General features: G+C 69.7%; 12 protein-coding genes. 5 read left to right on the forward strand and 7 right to left on the reverse strand.

Features of this window, described 5'->3' with window-relative positions:
- Positions 1-122: 122 nt before the first annotated feature.
- Entirely contained in the window at positions 123-1,331 is a 1,209-nt protein-coding gene (locus tag LZ199_RS08140) for a serine hydrolase domain-containing protein (protein ID WP_253993083.1), read from the forward strand.
- Positions 1,332-1,389: 58 nt separating this feature from the next.
- Here LZ199_RS08140 and LZ199_RS08145 read toward each other — a convergent pair whose 3' ends face one another.
- On the reverse strand, positions 1,390-5,049 hold the full coding sequence (locus tag LZ199_RS08145) for a DUF3857 domain-containing protein (protein WP_253993084.1): 3,660 nt from the start codon (positions 5,047-5,049) through the stop codon (positions 1,390-1,392).
- A gap of 301 nt (positions 5,050-5,350) precedes the next feature.
- Here LZ199_RS08145 and LZ199_RS08150 point away from each other — a divergent pair, with 301 nt between their 5' ends.
- Positions 5,351-6,334, forward strand: coding sequence for a DUF6624 domain-containing protein (locus tag LZ199_RS08150; protein WP_253993085.1), 984 nt, complete (start codon positions 5,351-5,353; stop codon positions 6,332-6,334).
- Between the two features lie 14 nt (positions 6,335-6,348).
- On the opposite strand, the gene LZ199_RS08155 is transcribed toward LZ199_RS08150, so the two are convergent.
- The 4 genes from LZ199_RS08155 to LZ199_RS08170 all read right to left on the reverse strand — a co-directional run bounded on the left by LZ199_RS08155 (position 6,349) and on the right by LZ199_RS08170 (position 12,253).
- The gene (locus LZ199_RS08155) at positions 6,349-7,092 is read right to left on the reverse strand and encodes an arylamine N-acetyltransferase family protein (RefSeq protein ID WP_253993086.1); all 744 of its coding nucleotides are present in this window, start codon (positions 7,090-7,092) and stop codon (positions 6,349-6,351) included.
- 118 nt (positions 7,093-7,210) lie between these two features.
- Positions 7,211-9,928 carry a M1 family metallopeptidase gene (locus LZ199_RS08160; protein WP_253993087.1) on the reverse strand — a complete coding sequence of 906 codons (2,718 nt, stop codon included), beginning with the start codon at positions 9,926-9,928 and terminating at the stop codon, positions 7,211-7,213.
- 98 nt (positions 9,929-10,026) lie between these two features.
- Complete coding sequence (locus LZ199_RS08165) at positions 10,027-11,298, reverse strand: SBBP repeat-containing protein (RefSeq protein WP_253993088.1); 1,272 nt, start codon at positions 11,296-11,298, stop codon at positions 10,027-10,029.
- A 253-nt stretch (positions 11,299-11,551) separates the two neighbouring features.
- Positions 11,552-12,253, reverse strand: coding sequence for a phosphoribosyltransferase family protein (locus LZ199_RS08170; RefSeq protein WP_253993089.1), 702 nt, complete (start codon positions 12,251-12,253; stop codon positions 11,552-11,554).
- A 128-nt stretch (positions 12,254-12,381) separates the two neighbouring features.
- Here LZ199_RS08170 and LZ199_RS08175 point away from each other — a divergent pair, with 128 nt between their 5' ends.
- The 3 genes from LZ199_RS08175 (at position 12,382) to LZ199_RS08185 (ending at position 15,131) form a co-directional block, all read left to right on the forward strand.
- Complete coding sequence (locus tag LZ199_RS08175) at positions 12,382-12,852, forward strand: NUDIX hydrolase (protein WP_253993090.1); 471 nt, start codon at positions 12,382-12,384, stop codon at positions 12,850-12,852.
- Positions 12,853-13,205: 353 nt separating this feature from the next.
- Positions 13,206-14,354: a Tox-REase-5 domain-containing protein gene (locus LZ199_RS08180; protein ID WP_253993091.1), complete on the forward strand. Its 1,149-nt coding sequence runs from the start codon at positions 13,206-13,208 to the stop codon at positions 14,352-14,354.
- A 12-nt stretch (positions 14,355-14,366) separates the two neighbouring features.
- Positions 14,367-15,131, forward strand: a complete 765-nt coding sequence (locus LZ199_RS08185) for an immunity 52 family protein (RefSeq protein ID WP_253993092.1) — start codon at positions 14,367-14,369, stop codon at positions 15,129-15,131.
- Between the two features lie 21 nt (positions 15,132-15,152).
- Here the strand turns inward: LZ199_RS08185 and gpmI are convergent, their stop codons facing one another.
- Both gpmI and LZ199_RS08195 read right to left on the reverse strand, forming a co-directional pair.
- Entirely contained in the window at positions 15,153-16,694 is a 1,542-nt protein-coding gene (gene gpmI, locus LZ199_RS08190) for a 2,3-bisphosphoglycerate-independent phosphoglycerate mutase (protein ID WP_253993093.1), read from the reverse strand.
- A gap of 94 nt (positions 16,695-16,788) precedes the next feature.
- The gene (locus tag LZ199_RS08195) at positions 16,789-17,940 is read right to left on the reverse strand and encodes an RNA ligase RtcB family protein (RefSeq protein ID WP_253993094.1); all 1,152 of its coding nucleotides are present in this window, start codon (positions 17,938-17,940) and stop codon (positions 16,789-16,791) included.
- Positions 17,941-17,964 lie beyond the last annotated feature (24 nt).

A 17,964-nucleotide genomic window follows, 5' to 3' on the forward strand; every position in this document is an offset into this window, starting at 1 on the left:
CGGCGGCCCGACGGTTGCGTTGACGAGTCGTAGGACATTCCACGAAAGGCCGACGAGTCGGGTGACAGGCCCCGTCTCCGCTGGTGTTCTGCTTCCGGGCCGATTTTCACGGGAGATGGAACATGGATGTCCCGCGCCGGGGTCTGCGGGTGGGTGCAGCGGTGCTGGTGGTGAGCTTCTCGGGAGCGGGATGTGGCCCGGCTGACGATGCCGTCACCAATGAAGTGGAGACCAGTGAACAGGGACTGGACTGGGAGCAGTCGCTCCTGGCGCCCCTGGACCGGGATGCGCTGCGCCAGGCCATCTCCGGCCTGCCGGACACGAAGACAACGGCCGCGCAGGTCCGCATCAATGGCACCGCGGGCCGCTGGCTCGGCGCGTCCGGCGTCGCGGATGTCCACGCGGGCACGCCCGTGCCCACGGATGCGCGCTTCCGCATCGGCAGCATCACCAAGACATTCACGGCCACCGTGGTGTTGCAGCTCGCCGCGGAGCGCCGCGTGGACCTGGACCGGCCGGTGCAGCACTACCTGCCCGGCCTCCTGCCTCCCAACTTCGGCCTCATCACCGTGCGGCAGCTGCTCAACCACACGCACGGCCTGCCCAACGTGCCGCTGCCGTCGAAGGACCCGGAGTGGTTCTTCGACAACCGGTTCCGCCGCTGGTCGCCCCGGGAGCTCGTCGCGCTGGCGCTGCCCCAGGGGCCCCGCTTCGCGCCGGGCACCCAGCAGGAGTACGGCAACATCGGCTACCTGGTGGCGGGGCTGCTCATCGAGAAGGTCACCGGTCGGCCCTACAGCCACGCGGTGCGCGAGCGAATCCTCGGGCCGCTCCAATTGCGCGACACGTCCGTGCCCGGCAATGACCCGACGATTCCCGGGCCCCACGCGCGCGGCTACGAGGCCGTCACCGGCCCGGACGGCACGGTGCGCCTGGTGGACATCACCGAGGCGAACCAGTCCATCCCCTGGGCCGCCGGGGAGATGATCTCCACCACGGCCGACCTGGACACGTTCCTCTCCGCGCTCTTCCGGGGTTGGCTGCTGCCGCCCGCGCAGCTGCGGGAGCTGTTCACCGTGCCGGACGTGTCCACGCCGGAGGGCGCTCCCGCGAGCCACGGCGCGGGCCTGACGCGCTTCGAGGTCAACGGCCTGACGCTGTGGGGAAAGACGGGGGACCGGCACGGCTACAACAACGGCATGGGGGCCACGCGAGATTTGCGCCGGCGCCTGGTCTACTCCGTCAACACGCTGCACATGGGGCAGGAGCGGCCCGCCATCGCCGACCGCATCGTCGCCACCACCTTCGCCGCCCGCGCACCCCACCTCTGAAGCGAGGGGTGCACGGCCTTCCGCCCACGCGTGACGGGGGGCGGAAGGCCGCGGAGCGCTACTGCATCAGGGACGCGGTGCGACCGCCGGGGCCCTGGATGATGACCCGGCGACCGAAGGCGCGGTCCACGCGGCCGAGGAAGTCCCTGAACGCGGGGTACTCGTCCGCCTTCACGCGCGCGACGGAGAGCTTCACCTCGCCCTCGGCGACGAGCTTGCCCTCCTCCACGCGGTAGGTGAGCTTGAGGCGGCCGAACGCGTTCGTCTCCTCCACCGCCTGCGGCAGCTCCGTCACGGACCAGCCCGCGGGCAGCGTGTAGCGCAGGTTGAAGTTGTTGACCCACGGGCTCTGCATCACCAGGTCGAACCGGCGCTCCGCCAGCGGGGCGAAGGCCTGCTGGTAGGTGCGGCCCGTGCCGAAGGGCAGGAAGCGCACGGCGTTGGCCAGCACCTCCGCGTAGCGGGGGATGCTCATGACGAAGTCCATCGTCACGTCGTCGTCCAGCCGGGTGGTGTCACTCAGCGACACCTCGTTCACCGTCAGGCCGGGGAAGCTCTGCGCCCATGCCCGCTCGAAGGTGGACTTGCGCGTGGCCTCCGGACGGTAGGCCCGGCGGTACTCCGGCGCGCTCTGGCCGCTCACAGAGCTGACGCCCTTCACCTCCGCGCTGCCGTCCGCGCGCAGCGTCACGTCCATCTTCAGGCCCGTGGCGTTGTCCTCGGCCTTGGCCTCCGGCGTGGTGAGGAAGGTGCTCTTGCCGTCCGGCTCCACCACCAGCACGTTGGCCACGCGGTCCGCGCTGGGCAGCTCCTTCGCCCCGTGGAACTCCGCCGTGCCATCCAGGTACAAGTCGAACTTGGGGACATACGCAATCGCGTGGTTGAAGGCCGCCAGGCTCGCGGGCTCCGCGTCCAGCGCGCCCAGGTTGCGCATGCGGAGCAGGACGAGCCGGCTGTCCACGCCCGCCACCCGCAGCATGGAGTGGATGAGGCTCGCCTTGTCCTTGCAGTCGCCGAAGCGCCGCGACAGCACCCGGTCGACTCGATAAGGCTTGAAGCCGTGGATGCCGAACTCCAGCGCGACGTAGCGCGTGTTTGTCACCACGAAGTTGTAGATGGCGCGCACCATCGCCAGCTCGTTCTTCCGGTCCACGCCCTGGAGCACCTGGTCCACCGTCTGCTTCAGCTCCGCGTTCGGCTGGAGCTGGTCCCGCACGAGGCCCCACCAGTAGCGGCCCACCTGGTCCCACGTCTGGTACGTGGACACGTGGAGGTTCTGGGCGACCTCCGCCCAGCCCGGCATGCCCGGCTCCGGCACCACCTTGGCCACGTGCTTCGAGTTCCACCGGTACAGCACGCGCCCGCCGTCCACCGGCTCCTGCGCGCTCTCCACGCCCTGCAGCCGGCTCTTGTTCCAGTAGAGCGGGCGCTCCTTGGGCATCTCCACCAGGTACTGGAAGCGCAGCTTGGGATAGACGCCCTGCACGCTCTCCACGTCACCCCAGTAGTCCGACAGGAGGTTCTCCTGCGCGGTGTCGTCCAGGCGGTACGTCACCTCCAGCGTGTCTCCGGCGGCCAGGGACGGGAAGGAGAGCACCTTGGCGCGGGCGTCGTAGTACATGCCCGTCCACGGCTCGTTGATGTTGCGGTCGTTCTCCCCGTAGCTCTCCACCACGGAGCCGTCCGTCTTCGTCACGCGGGCGCGGAGGATGCGCACCTCCTGCCGGTCCGGGGAGTAGGTGATGGGCAGGGTGCGGAAGGCGTCCACGCCGCGCGCGTTCTGCACCTTCACCACCATCTGCGTCAGCTTGCTGGACAGGCCGCTCTTCTGGACGTGCACGAAGGTGTTGTCGACCAGGTAGATGGCGTCCTCGTGGACGTACGCCTCGGCCTCCTTGGCCAGGGGCTTCGCATCCACCACGTGCTGCATGCCGGCGCCGGTGCCCTCGCCCTTGAGGGCGCGCAGGGCCTCCTTCAGGCCGGGGTTCTGCGGACGCAGCACCAGCGACTTCTCGAAGGCGGCCAGCGCGGGCTCGCGGCGACCCGCGGCGAGCAGGGCACGGCCCTCGCGCTCGTAGACCTCCGGCTCGTCCGGGGACAGGGCGCGGGCCTCCGCGAAGAGCGCCATCGCCGGCTCCACCGCGCCGTTGTTGGCCTTCAGCTCCGCCAGCCGCACGCGCGCGCCGTTGTCGAACGGGTTGAGGGCCACCAGCTGCGCGTACTCGCGCTCGGCGGCCTCCACCTCTCCGGAGTCCGCCAGCAGCGCGGCCAGCGCGCGGCGCGTGCCGGTGTCGTCGAAGCGCAGCGCCAGCACCACGCGCATCCGGTCCATCGCCTCGCGGTTGCGGCCGAGCTGCCGGGAAATCTGCGCCGCGTTGCGCACCGCGCGCGGCTGCCGGGGCTGGTAGCGGAAGGCCTCCTCCACCAGCGCGTGCGAGCGCGGACGCTCACCCAGGGCCTCGTGGGCGCGGGCCAGCACCAGGCGGGCGGAGGCGTCCTCGGGCGTCTTCTCCAGCACGGGCGCCACCAGCGCGATGACGCGCTCGGGGTGGCCGCGCTCCAGCTCATGGTCCGCCAGGGCCACGCGGGCCTCGGGCAGCGTGGGGTCCGCGGCCACGGCGGCCTCCAGGAAGCGGCGGCGCTCGTTCAGGTCATCGCGCTGGAGGCTCGCCGCGAGCATCTGCAGGCGCGCGTCCTTGGGCGCCAGCTCCGCCGCGCGCGCGGCTTCCGCGGTGGCGGTGTGCTCGCGGTCATCGAAGCCCCGGAAGAAGCCGAGCACCCGCGCGTAGTCCCCGCGCAGCGCCGCGTCGTCGGGGTTCTTCTCCACCATGGCCCGCAGCGTGGAGGTCAGCGTGGGCAGCGTCTGGGGAGCGGGGGCCGCGCCGCGCTCCACGGCGGGGGCCTTGGCGGGCAGCGACGCGCGCACGGACGGCGACTCCTGGCGCAGGTAGAAGCCCAGCGGGCCCGTCTCCTGGCACACCTTGAGGAGCACGCGGTTGAGGCCCTTGCGCAGCTTCACGGACACGCGGGACTGGTCCGGGCGCGGCGCGTTGTAGCGGTCCTCCTTCGCGGCGAGCTGCCCGTTCACCCACAGGCGGAAGGCGCCGGAGGTACCCAGGCCCAGCGCCACGCGCGTCTCCTGCGAGGACTCCAGCCAGGTGACGGCGTACGCCACGGCCTCGCGGTTGGGGCGCACGGCGGTGGACAGGTCCACGTAGCCGTCCGCGGTGTTCGCGGTCAGCTTGCGCCACGACACCTGACGTCCCTTGGCGCCCGCGTACGTCGCGCCCAAATCCAGGCTGGCCGCCTCCGGGCCGAAGTCCGTGTCACAGCCGGACTTGCCCTCGTTGTCGAAGCCGCCGACGACGTAGTAGTCGCCGAGGAAGCCCATCCACTGCTTCACCTCGCCCGCGCGCGTCAGCCGTCCCCGGGCGCGCTCGGTGTCCAGGAGGAGCAGCTGCGCGGTGGCGCGGGTGTTCGCGTCGAATTGCCGCCGCGAGGCCACGTAGGAGTAGGTGCTCACCAGCGGCGTGAGGTCCTCCACCTCGTCCACCAGCGAGTGCAGCCGGAGGAGACCCGCGGCGCCCCGGGGCGAGGACGCCTGCTTCAGCGCCTCGGCCGCGTACAAGCGGGCCGTCTCGTCCGCCGCGGGCCGGGCCTGCACCCAGAGGGGGCAGGTGAGCACGAAGACTGCGGCCAGCCATGTGAAGCGGGACATCCGTTCTCCTCGGTGCGACATGCGTGTAGGGCGAAGGCCCCGCGTATTCCGGGGCCGCCGACGCCGATGAACAGGCGGGCCCTCCGGGGCCTTCCCCTGCATGCGGCCCTGGATGGCGGACAGGCAACCGAAAACGTCACCCGGCGTGCAGAGGGGAACGGGGTAGGTGCGGGTAGGTCCCCGACGGCTCCAGGCGAGTCATCGCTTGGGGTCTTGAAAACCCCGCCTAGACTGCGCTCCCCCGGCGCCCCAAGGACGCCCTCGGACGGCCGGGCCCGTCACCCCACACCCCCGGAGCCCCATGCGTCGTCTCGTCATCCTGCTCACCGCGCTGAACCTGATGGGCTGTGCCCACGGTGGAGGTGCCTCGGAGTCCGCCGCGCCACAGGCCGCCGCGTCCGTGACGCCCCCCGCGCCCAAGCCCGTCGCCACGCCCGAGGCGAAGCAGGCCTCGGCCGAGGCCTATGGGCTGTCCCGGAAGGGCGACGACGCGGGCGCGCTGGTGCTGTACCGCCGCGCCTGGGAGGGCGGGGTGCGTGGGAAGGTCATGGCCTACAGCGCGGCCTGCTCGGCGTCGCTCGCGAAGCAGCCCGAGGAGGCGCTGGTCTGGCTTGCGCGCGCCGTGGACGAGGGCTTCGACGATGCGAAGCACCTGGACCAGGACACGGACCTGGACAGCATCCGGAGCCTGCCCGGCTTCGCGCCGCTGCGGGAGCGAGTCGTCGTGGCGGAGGCGAAGCAGTACGAGGCCGCGGACCCGGCGCTGCGCGACGAGCTGTTGAAGCGCGCCGAGGAGGACCAGCGGGTGCGCCGGCTGCTCGTCGCCTCGCAATTCAAGGACGAGGCCGTCAAGGCGGAGATGCTCAAGGTCGATGCCAGCAACACGGCCTTCCTCAAGGACGTCATCGCGAAGCGGGGCTGGCCGGGCAAGGCCCTGGTGGGCGCGCGCGCCACCTTCAGCGCGTGGTTGATGGTGCAGCACGCGGACAAGGACGTGGCGTTCCAGGAGCAGGTCCTGCCGATGTTGGAGCAGGCCGTGGCGCGAGGCGAGGGCTCGGCCAAGGAGCTCGCGTACCTCACGGACCGGGTGCTGGTGAACACCGGCAAGCCGCAGCGCTACGCCACCCAGCTGGAGCCGAATGAAGCCGGGAAGATGGTGCCCAAGCAGTTGGAGGACCCGGCGAACGTGAATGCGCGTCGCGCCGCCGTGGGGCTCGACTCGGTGGAGGAGTACATCCAGAGCATGGAGCGGATGAAGGCCGCCGCGAGCAAGCCGCAGCCCTGAGCTCGCGCGGGGCGCTAGAGCGCGACGCCGAAGTGCTCCGCGAGCACCTGTCGACGGGAGTCCTCGTCCAGCACGGGCAGCTCGCGGCGCTCAGGTCCCTCGGTGAGCACGAGGGTGCCTTCCTTGAGGGTGACGCGGCCCGTGGGCGTCGCCTTCGTGCACAGCCGTCGCTGCGTGAAGATGGACGCGGGCGACGTCTGGTGGTGGTGGCACATGCCGGTGAAGTCCTCCAGCACGCGAGGGACGAGGGAGAGCGCGTACTGCGCCTCCCAGCCCTTCTCCGAGCCGCATGACAGCAAGAGCCCCTCGCCGTCCTCGGACAGCCGGTAGTCGCGCCCGCCGCGCGTCTGCACGCCGCGCTCGTCCAGGCGCAGGGGCTCGATGAAGCCGTCCCCGAAGCCGACGTCGACGAGCCACTTCTCGCCCGCGTCCTCCACCTGGAGCGTCAGGTGGTCGAACTCCGGACCGAAGGTCCCATCCTTGTCGTCCGAGGCGACGCGCGCGGACAGCGGCGTGACGTTGAAGCCCCGGGCCGTGAGCAGCCGGGAGAAGAGGCCGTTGAGCTCGTAGCAGAAGCCGCCGCGCCGGCGGGTGACGACCTTGTCGAAGAGAGCGTCCGTGTCGAGCCGGATGGGGCGGCCCAGGTGGATGTCCAGGTTCTCGAACGGCACCGACTCAAGATGCGCGCGGTGCAGCGTGGCCAGCGACGCCCGCGAGGAGGCGTTGATGCGTTCCAGGTAGCGCGCGGCGTCGAACATGGCTTCTGTGTAGCGCGGTCCGCCCAGGGGATGGAACGGCTTCCCGGGCGGGAATCTGTTGTCCGCCCGACGTGGCGGGAGGCTCCCCTGGCGGACGAGGGAGCCTCCTGCTCGCGCGCTACTTCGCGGGAGTGCTGGCGACGGGAGGCGGGCGGCGCAGGAAGGACTTCAGGCTCTCCAGATGGAGGCGGTCCGCCTCCACGCACAGGCGGATGGACTCCAGTGCCCGGGCGTAGGAGCGCGCCGCGCCCTCCAGCTTGTCGACGCGGGGACCGAGGAAGGCCTCCACGTCCGCCAGGTGCTTGTCGTCACAGAGCGAGCCCGTCATCGCGATGAGCCAGCCCAGCTCGTCCGAGCGGACGCGGGCGGCGAGCGTGTCGAAGTGCTCGCGGTAGAAGCTCCACGCCACCTCGCGGGTCTCCGGCTCGGAGAAGGCTCCGGCGAACAGGGGGCGTGAGTCGCGCACGTCGAACTCGGTCATCGCCAGCGTCAGGTTCTCCTTCACCAGGGCCGGGTCGCGGAAGCCGGCGAGCGCCGTAATCATCTGGCTGCGCTCGTTGCGGTCCTCGGCCTTGCGCGCGCGGGCGAGCAGCGTGTCATGGAGGGCGCGGTCGGAGTTGCGCGCGGCCACCGACAGGACGAGTGGCACGGCCTCCGGGTCCACGCTGTCGCGCTTCGCGAGCCACTGGCCCGCGAGGGCCTGGGCCTCGCGCACCAGGGTGGGGTGATGTCCCGTCATCGTCGCCAGGGCGAGGTGCAGCGAGCGCGTCTGCCTCAATTCGTCGCTGTCGTCCTTCTTGGGTTGCCAGCCCAGGGCCTTGGCGCGAGCGCCGTAGAGCTGTCCCACCCAGGCGCGGAAGCGCGAGCGCTCGGCCGGGGTGAGGTGGTCCTCTTGCACCAGATAGAGCAGGCGGGTGCCGCCCATGACGATGGAGCGGTTCGTATCAGCCGCGGTCTCCGGCACCAGCTTCAGCGCCTCGCCGAGCGGCAGGTCTCCGCGCCGCACCGAGGCCTCCACGTCCGCGAGGAGCGCCAGCCGCTCCGGCACCGTCAGCGCCTTCTTGGTGGCGGTGAGCACCTGGGTGAGCTGCTGCGACGAGTAGCCCGCGCGGTAGTAGCCCATGCCGCCCGCGTTGAGCAGCACCCACTGGGGACACTTCTGGAGAGGCAGCTCCACTTCGCCGGTGCGCTCGGAGAGCAACTGGCAGACGCGCACGTCCTCGGCGCCGCCACCGGCGCGCAGGCACACGGGGACGGACCAGGTCTGGTCCTTGGCCGCGCTGGAGCCCGCGGGCGCGTAGCGCTCCTGGGACAGCTTCAGCTTCGGCGGCTTGCCGGCGTCACACTGGACCTGGGCGGAGATGCGGGGGGCGCCCGGCTGGTCGATGAAGCTGCGGAAGGAGCGGGCGACGTCGGGGCCCGCGGTCTCCGAGAGCGTGGTGGCGAAGTCGTCGGACGTCGCGGTGGCCCACTCGTGCTTGCGCACGTGGGTGCGCAGCATGTCGCGCATCTTGTCCGGTCCCAGCCAGGACTCGAACATGCCGATGATGGCGGAGCCCTTGGCGTAGGTGGTGGAGTTGTCGAAGGAGCCGATGACCTCGTCATGCGTCGTCACGCGCTTGCGCACCGGCAGCGCGGTGGTGAGCGCGTCCGCGTCCATGGCGCCCGCAAGCGCGTGGGTGCTGGCGTCCTGGCCGAAGCCCCAGCTCTTGTCGAACCCGTCCATCTGCTTGCGGTCCAGCCACGACGTCAGCGACTCGTTCAGCCAGATGTCGTCCCACCAGCGGCAGGTGACGATGTTGCCGAACCAGTAGTGGCCCAGCTCGTGGCCGGCGATGTTGACGTACCACCTGCGCCGCTGGAGCGTCTCCTCGCCGGGGCGGATGAGCGTCAGGGGCTGGCCCAGGGCGACGATGCCTGGGTGCTCCATGGTGCCCCAGTAGCGGGGCACCACCGCGACGTCGAGCTTCTCGTACGGGTAGGCCTGGTCGAAGAAGTCCTCGAGCACGGTGACGATGCGCGGGGTGACGCTGGCCGCGTACGCCGTCTCCGGGCCGCGCCCCTTGGGGACGATGAAGCGCAGCGGCACCTTGTTGCGGCCGGTGGTGCCCGCGTCCACCACGTCGAAGGGGCCCACGACGAAGGCCACGAGGTAGCTGGGCATGGGCTTGCTGTCGCGGAAGGTGATGCGCTCGAGCCCGTCGGGCAGCGTCTCCTTCGCCTCGACGGCGTGATTGGCGAGCGCGACGTCACCGGCCTTCACGGTGAAGCGCAGCCGCCAGGGCACCTTGAAGGTCGGCTCGTCGAAGCAGGGGAAGGCGCGCCTGGCGTCCACCGGCTCGAAGAAGGTGTAGAGGTAGTTGTGGCCGCCTTCCGCCTGCGAGTAGATGCCCCGGCTGCGCTCGGCATCCACCTTGCCGCTGAAGGAGATGACGATGCGCGCGCGTCCGGGCGACAGCGTCTCTGGCAGCAGCAGGCCGAGTCGTCCCTCGCTCGCGGTGACGGCCTTGGCCTCCAGCGTGCGAGAGTCCTTCTCCACGCGGGCGGAGCTGACCTCCAGGTCCTGGCCGTGGAGCCAGACCTGACGCACCGGCTCGCGCACGTCCACGTCGATGGCGACGGTGCCGGAGAAGGTCGGCTCCGTGGAGAGCAGCTTCAAGTCCAGTGTGTAGTGAAGCGGCTGGACGGTGTCCGGAAGTCGCAGCTCGGGAGGCTGGGCTTCGGGCCACTCGGGAGTCGCCGCCGCCGTGGCCTTGGCGGGGACGGTGGTCTCGGTGGCGTGGGTACAGTGCAGCGAGACCAACGCGGGGACGAGGAAGAGGAAGAGCCTGCGCATGCCGCGAGGCTACCGCGCCCCTCGCGTTTGGCTACCGAGAAGGGCACGGCGTCAGGTGTCCCGGAATTCCGCGCCGAGCGCGGCAGTGCGGGATTCTCTCAGAAGCGGCAGAGGAACGCGTCGTAGCCGCCGGCGCTGGTGTTGCCCGCCAGGCCGCCGAAGGTGAGGCCGGTGACGTACGTGTTTCCCGCGGCATCCACGGCCACGCCGCGGCCGATGTCCGAGCGGTTCGTGCCGAGCGTGCGCGTGCCAATCTTGCTGCCGAGGGCGTCGAAGCGGGAGAGGAACACGTCCTGCGAGCCCGCGTAGGCGTTGCCGTCCAGCGAGGCCGTCGTGTAGCCGGTCACCTGCACGGTGCCGTTGGGGGCGACGGCGACGCCGAACGCGTAGTCGGTCTGCGTCCCGCCGAGCAGGCGGCTCCACTCGCGGTTGCCCGCGCTGTCGTAGCGCGCGAGCAGCACGTCGATGAGGCCGTTGTTGGTGTTGCCGTCGAGCGTGCCGAACGTCTCGCCCGCGATGTACACGCCGCCGTCCGCGCTCACGGCGACGCTCTTGGCGTCGTCGAGGTCGGAGCTGTCAATCTGGCGGGCCCACTGCTGGGCGCCGAGGATGTCGAGCTTCATCAGGAAGATGTCGGTGCCCACGGGCGTGGTGACGCCGTCGAGGCTGCCGAACGTGCTGCCCACCACGTAGACTTCGTAGGTGGACGTCACGGCGATGCCGCGCGCCATGTCGCTGCTGGGCGAGCCGAGCTGCTGGAGCCAGTACGGGTTGCCGCCATCATCATAGAGCGCAACGATGATGTCGTAGTTGTTGGGGTTGCCGCCGTTGGCGAAGCTGCCGCCGGTGTAGCCGGAGATGAAGACCTTGTCGTTGTCGGCGACGGCGATGCCGGTGGCGAAGTCATCCATCTGCGTGCCGTTCTGCCGCAGCCACTGCTGGTTGCCCTGCGCGTCGTACTGGGCGACGAAGTAATCGAGCCCGCCCGCGTTCGCGTAGAAGCCGAAGCCGCCGAAGGTGTGGCCGGCGATGTAGACGTTGCCGGCCGCGTCGGTGGCCACGGCGGTGGCGCGGTCATCCTGCGAGGTGCCGAGCTGGTGCACCCACTGCAACGTGCCGGCGGTGTCGTACTTCGCGAGGAAGACGTCCAGGCCACCGGCCTTGGGCTCCACGCCGAGCTGGCTGGAGGTGTGGCCCACGACATAGACGCTGTTGCCGGAGACGGCGACAGCCTGGGCCTGCTCATCGATGTTGGCGCCGAGCTGGCGGACCCAGGTGGGGGGAGGAACCTGGGCTTCGGCGGAGGAGGGGGTGCTCAGTGCACAGAAGGCACCGGCCACGGCGAGCGTGCTCAACAGGGGGTGTTTCATCTGGGACTCCATTCTCAGTGGGGGAACTGAGCCGTGGAACACGACGAAAATCTGTCACCACGGCAAGTGTTCAAGACCACGGGATGCACGCGCGCGGAAGATGGGTAGTGAAAGACAGCATTGAGCTGTCCTCGACCCGGGCCTGAGTTTTTGTTGACCCTGTTGCATGTGACGCGACGTGACAACTTCAACGCGGGGTGACCTGGGTGGCGGAGGGGCGTGGCAACGCGGCACGTGGGCTCACGCGGCCCGGTCAGGTGAGGGTGAAGGCGCGGGCGAGCGTCAGCACCTCGACGCGAGTGGCGCCGGCCTCATGCAGGGCGGTGGCGGCGGCGCGGGCCGTGGCGCCGGTGGTGAAGACGTCGTCGAGCAGGAGCACCGCGCGCCCCGTGACGTCGGGCGAGGCGGTGAAGGCGTCCGCGACGTTGTCGGAGCGCTCGGCTTCGGTGAGTCCCACCTGTCGCTGGGTCTCTCGGGTGCGCGTGAGCCAACCCACCGGGGCCTGACGGCCCAGGGACTTCGCCAGCGAGCCGGCGAGCAGCTGGGCCTGGTCGTACTTGCGGGAGCGATATCGGCGCGTGTGGAGGGGCAGGGCGACGACGCGCGTCGGCGCCCGGGAGAGGAAGCTCCGCGCCTCGTCCGCGAGCAACCGGGCCAGGGGCGCGGCGAGCTCCGGATGGTCCTCGTACTTGAAGCGATGGATGGCCCGGGCCACGGGTCCCTCGTGCGCGAACGGAGCCCAGGCGCGAGAGAAGGGCGGCGGGTGGGCACGGCAGCGCGGGCATGAAGCGCCAGGGAAGGCACCGGGTTCCGCGCAGGTGCGGCAGCACCCAGGGGGCAGGCGCTCCACGGCCGTGTCGCAGGTCTCGCAGAAGAAGGCGCCGGGGCCCGGGAGCACGCGTGCGCAGGCGATGCACGAGGGCGGATAGAGGACGTCCAGCAGGGCGCTCAGCATGAGAGACGCGCCATGCAGCGAGGGTGCCACGAGGGCGACTGTTGACGTGTCGCCGGGTTCCTCGACATCGTTGTGGAGCGCGTGTTGTTCCACGGCGTCTCGATGAACTTCATCCCAGGGAGACGGAGATGACCGGCGGACGGGTCTGGCAGGGGAACTGGAGGGTTCGCCTGTATGCGCGGGTCCGCGAGCGGGGCTACGACTCGCTGACTGCTTTCGCCGACGCACGGCCCGCCGTCTCGCTGATGGGACTGGCCAACGAGCTGGAGAAGGGCGAGGTCGCCGGTCTTCAAGTGCTGAACGTGCTGCGCTCGGAGGCGGAGGTTCGCGAGCAGGTCACCCGCTTCGTGAGAGATGCGCTCGTGCGCAACATGGCCGAGTACCTTCCGAACGGGTGGCCCGCGGTCATGGACGACGAGTCCCGCTTCGTGGTCGCCAAGATGCTGACCTTCTGGTCCACCGACATTCCGGAGACCCACCGCAGACGCGTCGAGAACGCCCGAGTCACGCTCCGGACGTCTCCACCGCCCGCGGGTTGGCGCCCGCTCGGGCCCGACGACGCGCTGCTGTGCACGCTGCTGCCTGATGACGCGGCATGAGCGGGCCCTCAACTCCCCGCTTGCGTGCCGGCCTTTGGGTTCTTTGCGCCGTTCTCTTCGTGACGGGATGCGCCGGCGTTGAGTCCTCGGCGCGCAGGAACTCGTTCCAGCAGCGTTCCGCCCGATTCGGAGGGCTTGGGACGGATGACACCGCCCGTGAGGCTCGGCTTTCCCGAGGGCAGCGAAGCGATGCCTTTGACTTGCTGCTTGATGATGCGGGGCTGGGGGACCAAGACGCGCGTCCCGTAGCAGGCAGCTCGCTCACGCCGACACATGCCGCGCGACTGATGGTGGCGCTGACGGGCAAGGACGTGACGCTGGGGCAGTTCCCGGCCCGTGTCGCAGTGGGCTTCATGCTGCGCGAGGTGCTGGACGCGGGCGAAGTGTCGCGCGCCGAGTTGGTGCGGCGGGTGGGGCGATTCACGCAGCTGGCGGTCCTCCGTCCTGACGGTTGTCTCGCGTGGGTGCGCAGCGGGCAGACCCAGCAGCGCGTGGGTGTCGTGGAATGGAAAGAGGGTGCCTTCCGAGCAGGCCAGTTCGAGTTGGGCGTCTTCTACTCGGGCAAGGGCGGTGTCTTTCGGCAGCTGAACGCGCGGCTGGAGGAGACAGGAGGAGGTGCCTTCGCGGACGTCCACGATGATGCGGACTATCTGAGCCGCACGCTGGACGGGGCGGAAGAAGCTTTCGTCGGGCTGGCGCTGGCCGTGGGGCAGTTTGTCTCGACATCACCCACTGACAACCTCGCTGCGCTGAAGCAGATGCCTGTCGCCGTGGCGGCGCTGATGGCTTCTTCGCCCGAGTATCTGGAGCGCTTCCAGTACATGACGCGTGGCGAACAGGTGCAGGCCGTCTCCAAGCTGGTGACGAACCTCATCGCCACCTGGGGCACGGCGTCTGCCGCAGCCCGCATGCTGCAAGGTGCGACGCTTGCTACGGCCGAGGTGCCGGTGCTGTCGCTCTCTGCCCAAGGCGCGCTCGTCATGGGGCGCGTCGCGGTGCCGGTGGGGCGAGCGGCGGCCGTGCTGAGCGGTGGGCCTGGAGCGGCCATCATCCTTCAGCGGGCGAGCACGGCGTCGAAGGGGGCTTCACCATCGAAGGGACCTGGACAGTGGGGGCCTGTAAAGGAGTCCATGTCCCCCCGTGCGCGGAGCTACCAGGAACAAATCACGGGGCACTCTACCGACGAGGCATACTGGGTCGGAGGAGTAGGTAAAGGCAGTGGAGGCGTGAAGTTCGATGGCTTCGAGAAGGGCGTCCTGCTGGAGGCGAAGGGGCCGGGCTATGCCAAGTTCTTCGAGGGGCTGGAGCCCAAAAAGTGGTTCCAACATTCGGGTGCCCAGGCCCTCATTGATCAAGCTCAGAGGCAGCTTGGAAAAGCTCGCGGTACTGGGGCCTCTATCCGGTGGCATGTCGCGGAGGAGCGCGCAGCAGACGCCATGCGACAGCTACTCGACAACGCGGGAGTCAGGGGAATTGAAGTCGTGCACACCCCGGCTCTTTGAGGAGCGCGACTCATGAACGCTTCACTCAAGACCGAGGGCTACCCCGAGACCTACTATGCTGGCGCCTACTGGGGTGCGCGTAAGGCGTTGCCCGAGGATTGTGCTCGCCATACCGCCGCATTCCTCAACCTCTTGGCCGAGTGTGATCCGTTCCTCGCCCACTGGTACAAGCCGGCCAGGTCCCGGAAGGATGCGCGAAAACACCCCCTCATGCCGCCTGATGTTCCCACCCTTACCGAGATGTTCCGGCGAGGTGTGAACCGTGAACCAGGAGGACCCGCCATTGAAGAACTAGGGTTTCGCATTTCGTTCGACAACGGTGGGGACACCGGAGACTGCGCGACGATGCGCATCAATGGCGGCATGGTCTCAGAGGAGGTTCCCAATCATTGCGTGCTCTCCCTGCCGTGGCGCGGCTCAAACGCGGACAGGATGCTCACCGCCCCCGTGTTGGAGCGCGTTGTTCGCAGCATGCTGCGTTCATGGGAACCAGATTGGGCGTTTGCCACGTCAAACGCATACGAACGCCAACACCGCGAGCCTGACTCCGCGCCCTTTTCCTTGGGGTGGATTACGTACCTCTCGAATCGCCTGGGTAGATTGCCGCCACTGCCCTCCCCGGTGCGCATCGAGCAGATAGAGGACAGGGGCGCTCTCATCGTCCTCACTCCTGAGCGCTTCACGGCCAGCAATCCTGGACACGTAGCGCTGGCTGAGTCAGTGCGGGAACTGCTGGACCGAGCGGGCCTGTTGAAGCCGCGTCCGGTCCAATCGTAGGAACGAGAGGGTCCGTTCAGCTCAGGGCAGCACGCCCTGTCGGTTCATCTCCTTCGACTGGGGCAGGCCCATCACCTTGCACAGCGTGGGGGCGATGTCCGCGAGGATTCCGGGGCGCAGCTTCTGCCCTCGGAACGCCGGGTGGATGAGGTGGAACGGCACCGGGTTCAACGTGTGCGCGGTGTGCGGCTCGCCCGTGACAGGGTCCACCATCTGCTCGCAGTTGCCGTGGTCCGCGGAGATGGCCATCACCCAGCCGTTGCGCTCGCACGCCTTGCCGAGCACGCCCAGGCACTCGTCCACCACGCGCACCGCCTGCATCGCCGCGTCCAGCCGGCCGCTGTGCCCCACCATGTCCGGGTTGGCGAAGTTCGCCAGCGCGAAATCGTACGTTCCCGAGTCCAACCTGCGCACCAGCTCCGCCGTCACCTCGCGCGCCGACATCTCCGGCTTCAAGTCGTACGTCTTCACGTCGCGCGGACTGGGCACCAGGTGCCGGTCCTCGCCCGGGTAGACGACCTCGCGCCCGCCGTTGAAGAAGAACGTCACGTGCGCGTACTTCTCCGTCTCCGCCGTGCGGAACTGTCGCAACCCCTGACGCGACAGCAGCTCCGGGAAGATGTCCTGCGGCTGGTCCGGCGCGAAGGCCACCGGCAGGTCGAACGTCTCGTCGTACTGGGTCATGCAGACGTAACGCCCCAGCCGCAGCCCGCCCCGGTCGAAGTCCTTGAAGCTCGGGTACGCCAGCGCCTGCGTCAGCTCGCGCGCGCGGTCCGCGCGGAAGTTGAAGAACAGCACCGTGTCCCCATCCTGCATGCGCCCCACCGGAGTCCCGTCCCCGCTGGCCAGCACCGTGGGCTTCACGAACTCGTCCGTCACCTTCTCCGCGTACGACGCGCGAATCGCGCTCAGCGCGTCCGGAGCCTTGGGCCCCCTGCCGTACACCAGCGCCTCGTAAGCGAGCTGCACGCGGTCCCAGCGCTTGTCGCGGTCCATCGCGTAATAGCGCCCGCTCACCGTGGCGATGCGCCCCGTGTGCGTCTCATGAAGGAAGCGCTCCAGCTCTTCCACATAACCCAGTGCGCTCTGCGGCGGCGTGTCGCGCCCGTCCAGGAACGCGTGCACGTAGACGTGCGCGACGCCCCGCTCCCGCGCGGCCTTGAGCAGCGCATACAGGTGCTCCATCGACGAGTGCACGCCACCCGGAGACACCAGCCCCAACAGGTGCAGCGCCTTGCCGTCCGCCTTCACGCCGTCCATCGCGGCGCGCAGCACGGGGTTCTGCGCCAGCTCCCCCGTCTCCGCCGCGCGGTTGATGCGCACCAGGTCCTGGTAGACGATTCGGCCCGCGCCGATGTTGGTGTGGCCGACCTCCGAGTTGCCCATCTGCCCCTCGGGCAGGCCCACGGCCAGTCCCGAGGTCTGTAGCTCGGTGAACGGGTAGGGGCTCGTCAGCTTGTCGAGGTGCGGAGTTCCGGCCAGGAGGATGGCATTCGCCTCTCGCTCGTGACGGATGCCCCAGCCATCCAGAATGCAGAGGAGGACTTTGTGCGCGGCGGTCATGCCCGAACCCTAACCACGCGGGCGCCGGACGGAGAGTGCAAAAAGCACGGGGCCACCCCGTTTCCAGGCCCGGGCTTCCAGGCTCGGGGCCGCGCTACTCCTCGCGGGAGCGCGTCTTGTACGTCAGCACCGGCGCCAGGGTGGCCACCACCCGCACCAGCCCCGCCTCCACCAGGTCCGTCACCACGCGGTCAATCGGCTTGTATGCGGGCGGCGCCTCCTCGAAGAGCAGGTCCTTGTTCTCGCAGACGACGTGACTTTTGAAGGGGGTGCGCGTGAGCGACTCCGCGGTGAAGCGCTCCTTCATGCGCTCCCGGGCCGCCGTGCGCGTCCACTTGCGGCCCGCGCCATGCGCCAGGCTGTACGCGCTGCCTGTCCCATCTCCCAGCGGCACCACCAGATAACTCAGCGCGCCACGGCTGCCCGGAATCACCACGGGGCCCTCGTCCGAGGGCGCCGCGCCCTTGCGGTGCAGCCACCGCGTGCGCCCTGTATCCCGTCGAGGCGTCACGCTGTTGTGGCAGACATCCAACACCCGACGGGCCGGGGCCCCAATGCCATCCAGCACCCGTCGCGCCACCAGCGCCCGGTTCGCCCGGGCCCACGCCACCGCGTGGTCATGCCGCGCCAGGTACGCTCGCGCCTCGTCCGAGTCCTCCAGCAGCCCGCCCGCCGCGTGGCGGTCCACATGGGCCCTGAGAATCGCCTCGCCCAGTCCGCGTGAGCCGGAGTGCACCAGCAGGAGCAACCGGTCCGCCGCCAGTCCCAGCGCCGCGAAGCCCTCCGCGTCGTGCACCGCGTCCACCCGCTGCACCTCCGCGAAGTGGTTGCCGCCGCCCACCGTCCCCAGCGCCGCCTCGAACCCGGAGGCCTTCACGCCTTCTTCCGCCAGGAAGCCTTCCGCGTCTCCGCTCCAGGTCCCCTCGACGTCCAGCTTCGCCGCCCAACGCTCCGCCTTGGCCTTGCGCGACAACATCCCCACGTCCCACAGCCCCATGCCACAGCCGATGTCGCTGCCCACCAGGTACGGATAGAGGATGCCCTCCGAGGTGAACGCGGCGCCCACCGGCGCGCCCTTGCCGGGGTGCAAATCCGGGAGGCCCACCGCGTGGCGCATGCCGGGCAGGCGCGCCACCGCCTCGAGCTGCCTCACCGCCTCTCCCTCCACCCAGGATTGGGGCGAGGCGATGATGCGGACGGTCGCGGGAGGAGACGGAAGCGGGGCTTCGGTGCCGGCGGTGCTCATGAGGCCCGTTGACGCCCCCTGTCT

Source organism: Myxococcus qinghaiensis (assembly GCF_024198215.1).
GTDB classification, from domain to species: domain Bacteria; phylum Myxococcota; class Myxococcia; order Myxococcales; family Myxococcaceae; genus Myxococcus; species Myxococcus qinghaiensis.

What these genes read in the sequence shown, in the direction of transcription:
- LZ199_RS08140 (WP_253993083.1), top strand. Translation starts at nt 123, where the DNA reads ATGGATGTCCCGCGCCGGGGTCTGCGGGTGGGTGCAGCGGTGCTGGTG.
- LZ199_RS08145 (WP_253993084.1), bottom strand. Translation starts at nt 5,049, where the DNA reads ATGTCCCGCTTCACATGGCTGGCCGCAGTCTTCGTGCTCACCTGCCCC.
- LZ199_RS08150 (WP_253993085.1), top strand. Translation starts at nt 5,351, where the DNA reads ATGCGTCGTCTCGTCATCCTGCTCACCGCGCTGAACCTGATGGGCTGT.
- LZ199_RS08155 (WP_253993086.1), bottom strand. Translation starts at nt 7,092, where the DNA reads ATGTTCGACGCCGCGCGCTACCTGGAACGCATCAACGCCTCCTCGCGG.
- LZ199_RS08160 (WP_253993087.1), bottom strand. Translation starts at nt 9,928, where the DNA reads ATGCGCAGGCTCTTCCTCTTCCTCGTCCCCGCGTTGGTCTCGCTGCAC.
- LZ199_RS08165 (WP_253993088.1), bottom strand. Translation starts at nt 11,298, where the DNA reads ATGAAACACCCCCTGTTGAGCACGCTCGCCGTGGCCGGTGCCTTCTGT.
- LZ199_RS08170 (WP_253993089.1), bottom strand. Translation starts at nt 12,253, where the DNA reads ATGCTGAGCGCCCTGCTGGACGTCCTCTATCCGCCCTCGTGCATCGCC.
- LZ199_RS08175 (WP_253993090.1), top strand. Translation starts at nt 12,382, where the DNA reads ATGACCGGCGGACGGGTCTGGCAGGGGAACTGGAGGGTTCGCCTGTAT.
- LZ199_RS08180 (WP_253993091.1), top strand. Translation starts at nt 13,206, where the DNA reads ATGCTGCGCGAGGTGCTGGACGCGGGCGAAGTGTCGCGCGCCGAGTTG.
- LZ199_RS08185 (WP_253993092.1), top strand. Translation starts at nt 14,367, where the DNA reads ATGAACGCTTCACTCAAGACCGAGGGCTACCCCGAGACCTACTATGCT.
- gpmI (WP_253993093.1), bottom strand. Translation starts at nt 16,694, where the DNA reads ATGACCGCCGCGCACAAAGTCCTCCTCTGCATTCTGGATGGCTGGGGC.
- LZ199_RS08195 (WP_253993094.1), bottom strand. Translation starts at nt 17,940, where the DNA reads ATGAGCACCGCCGGCACCGAAGCCCCGCTTCCGTCTCCTCCCGCGACC.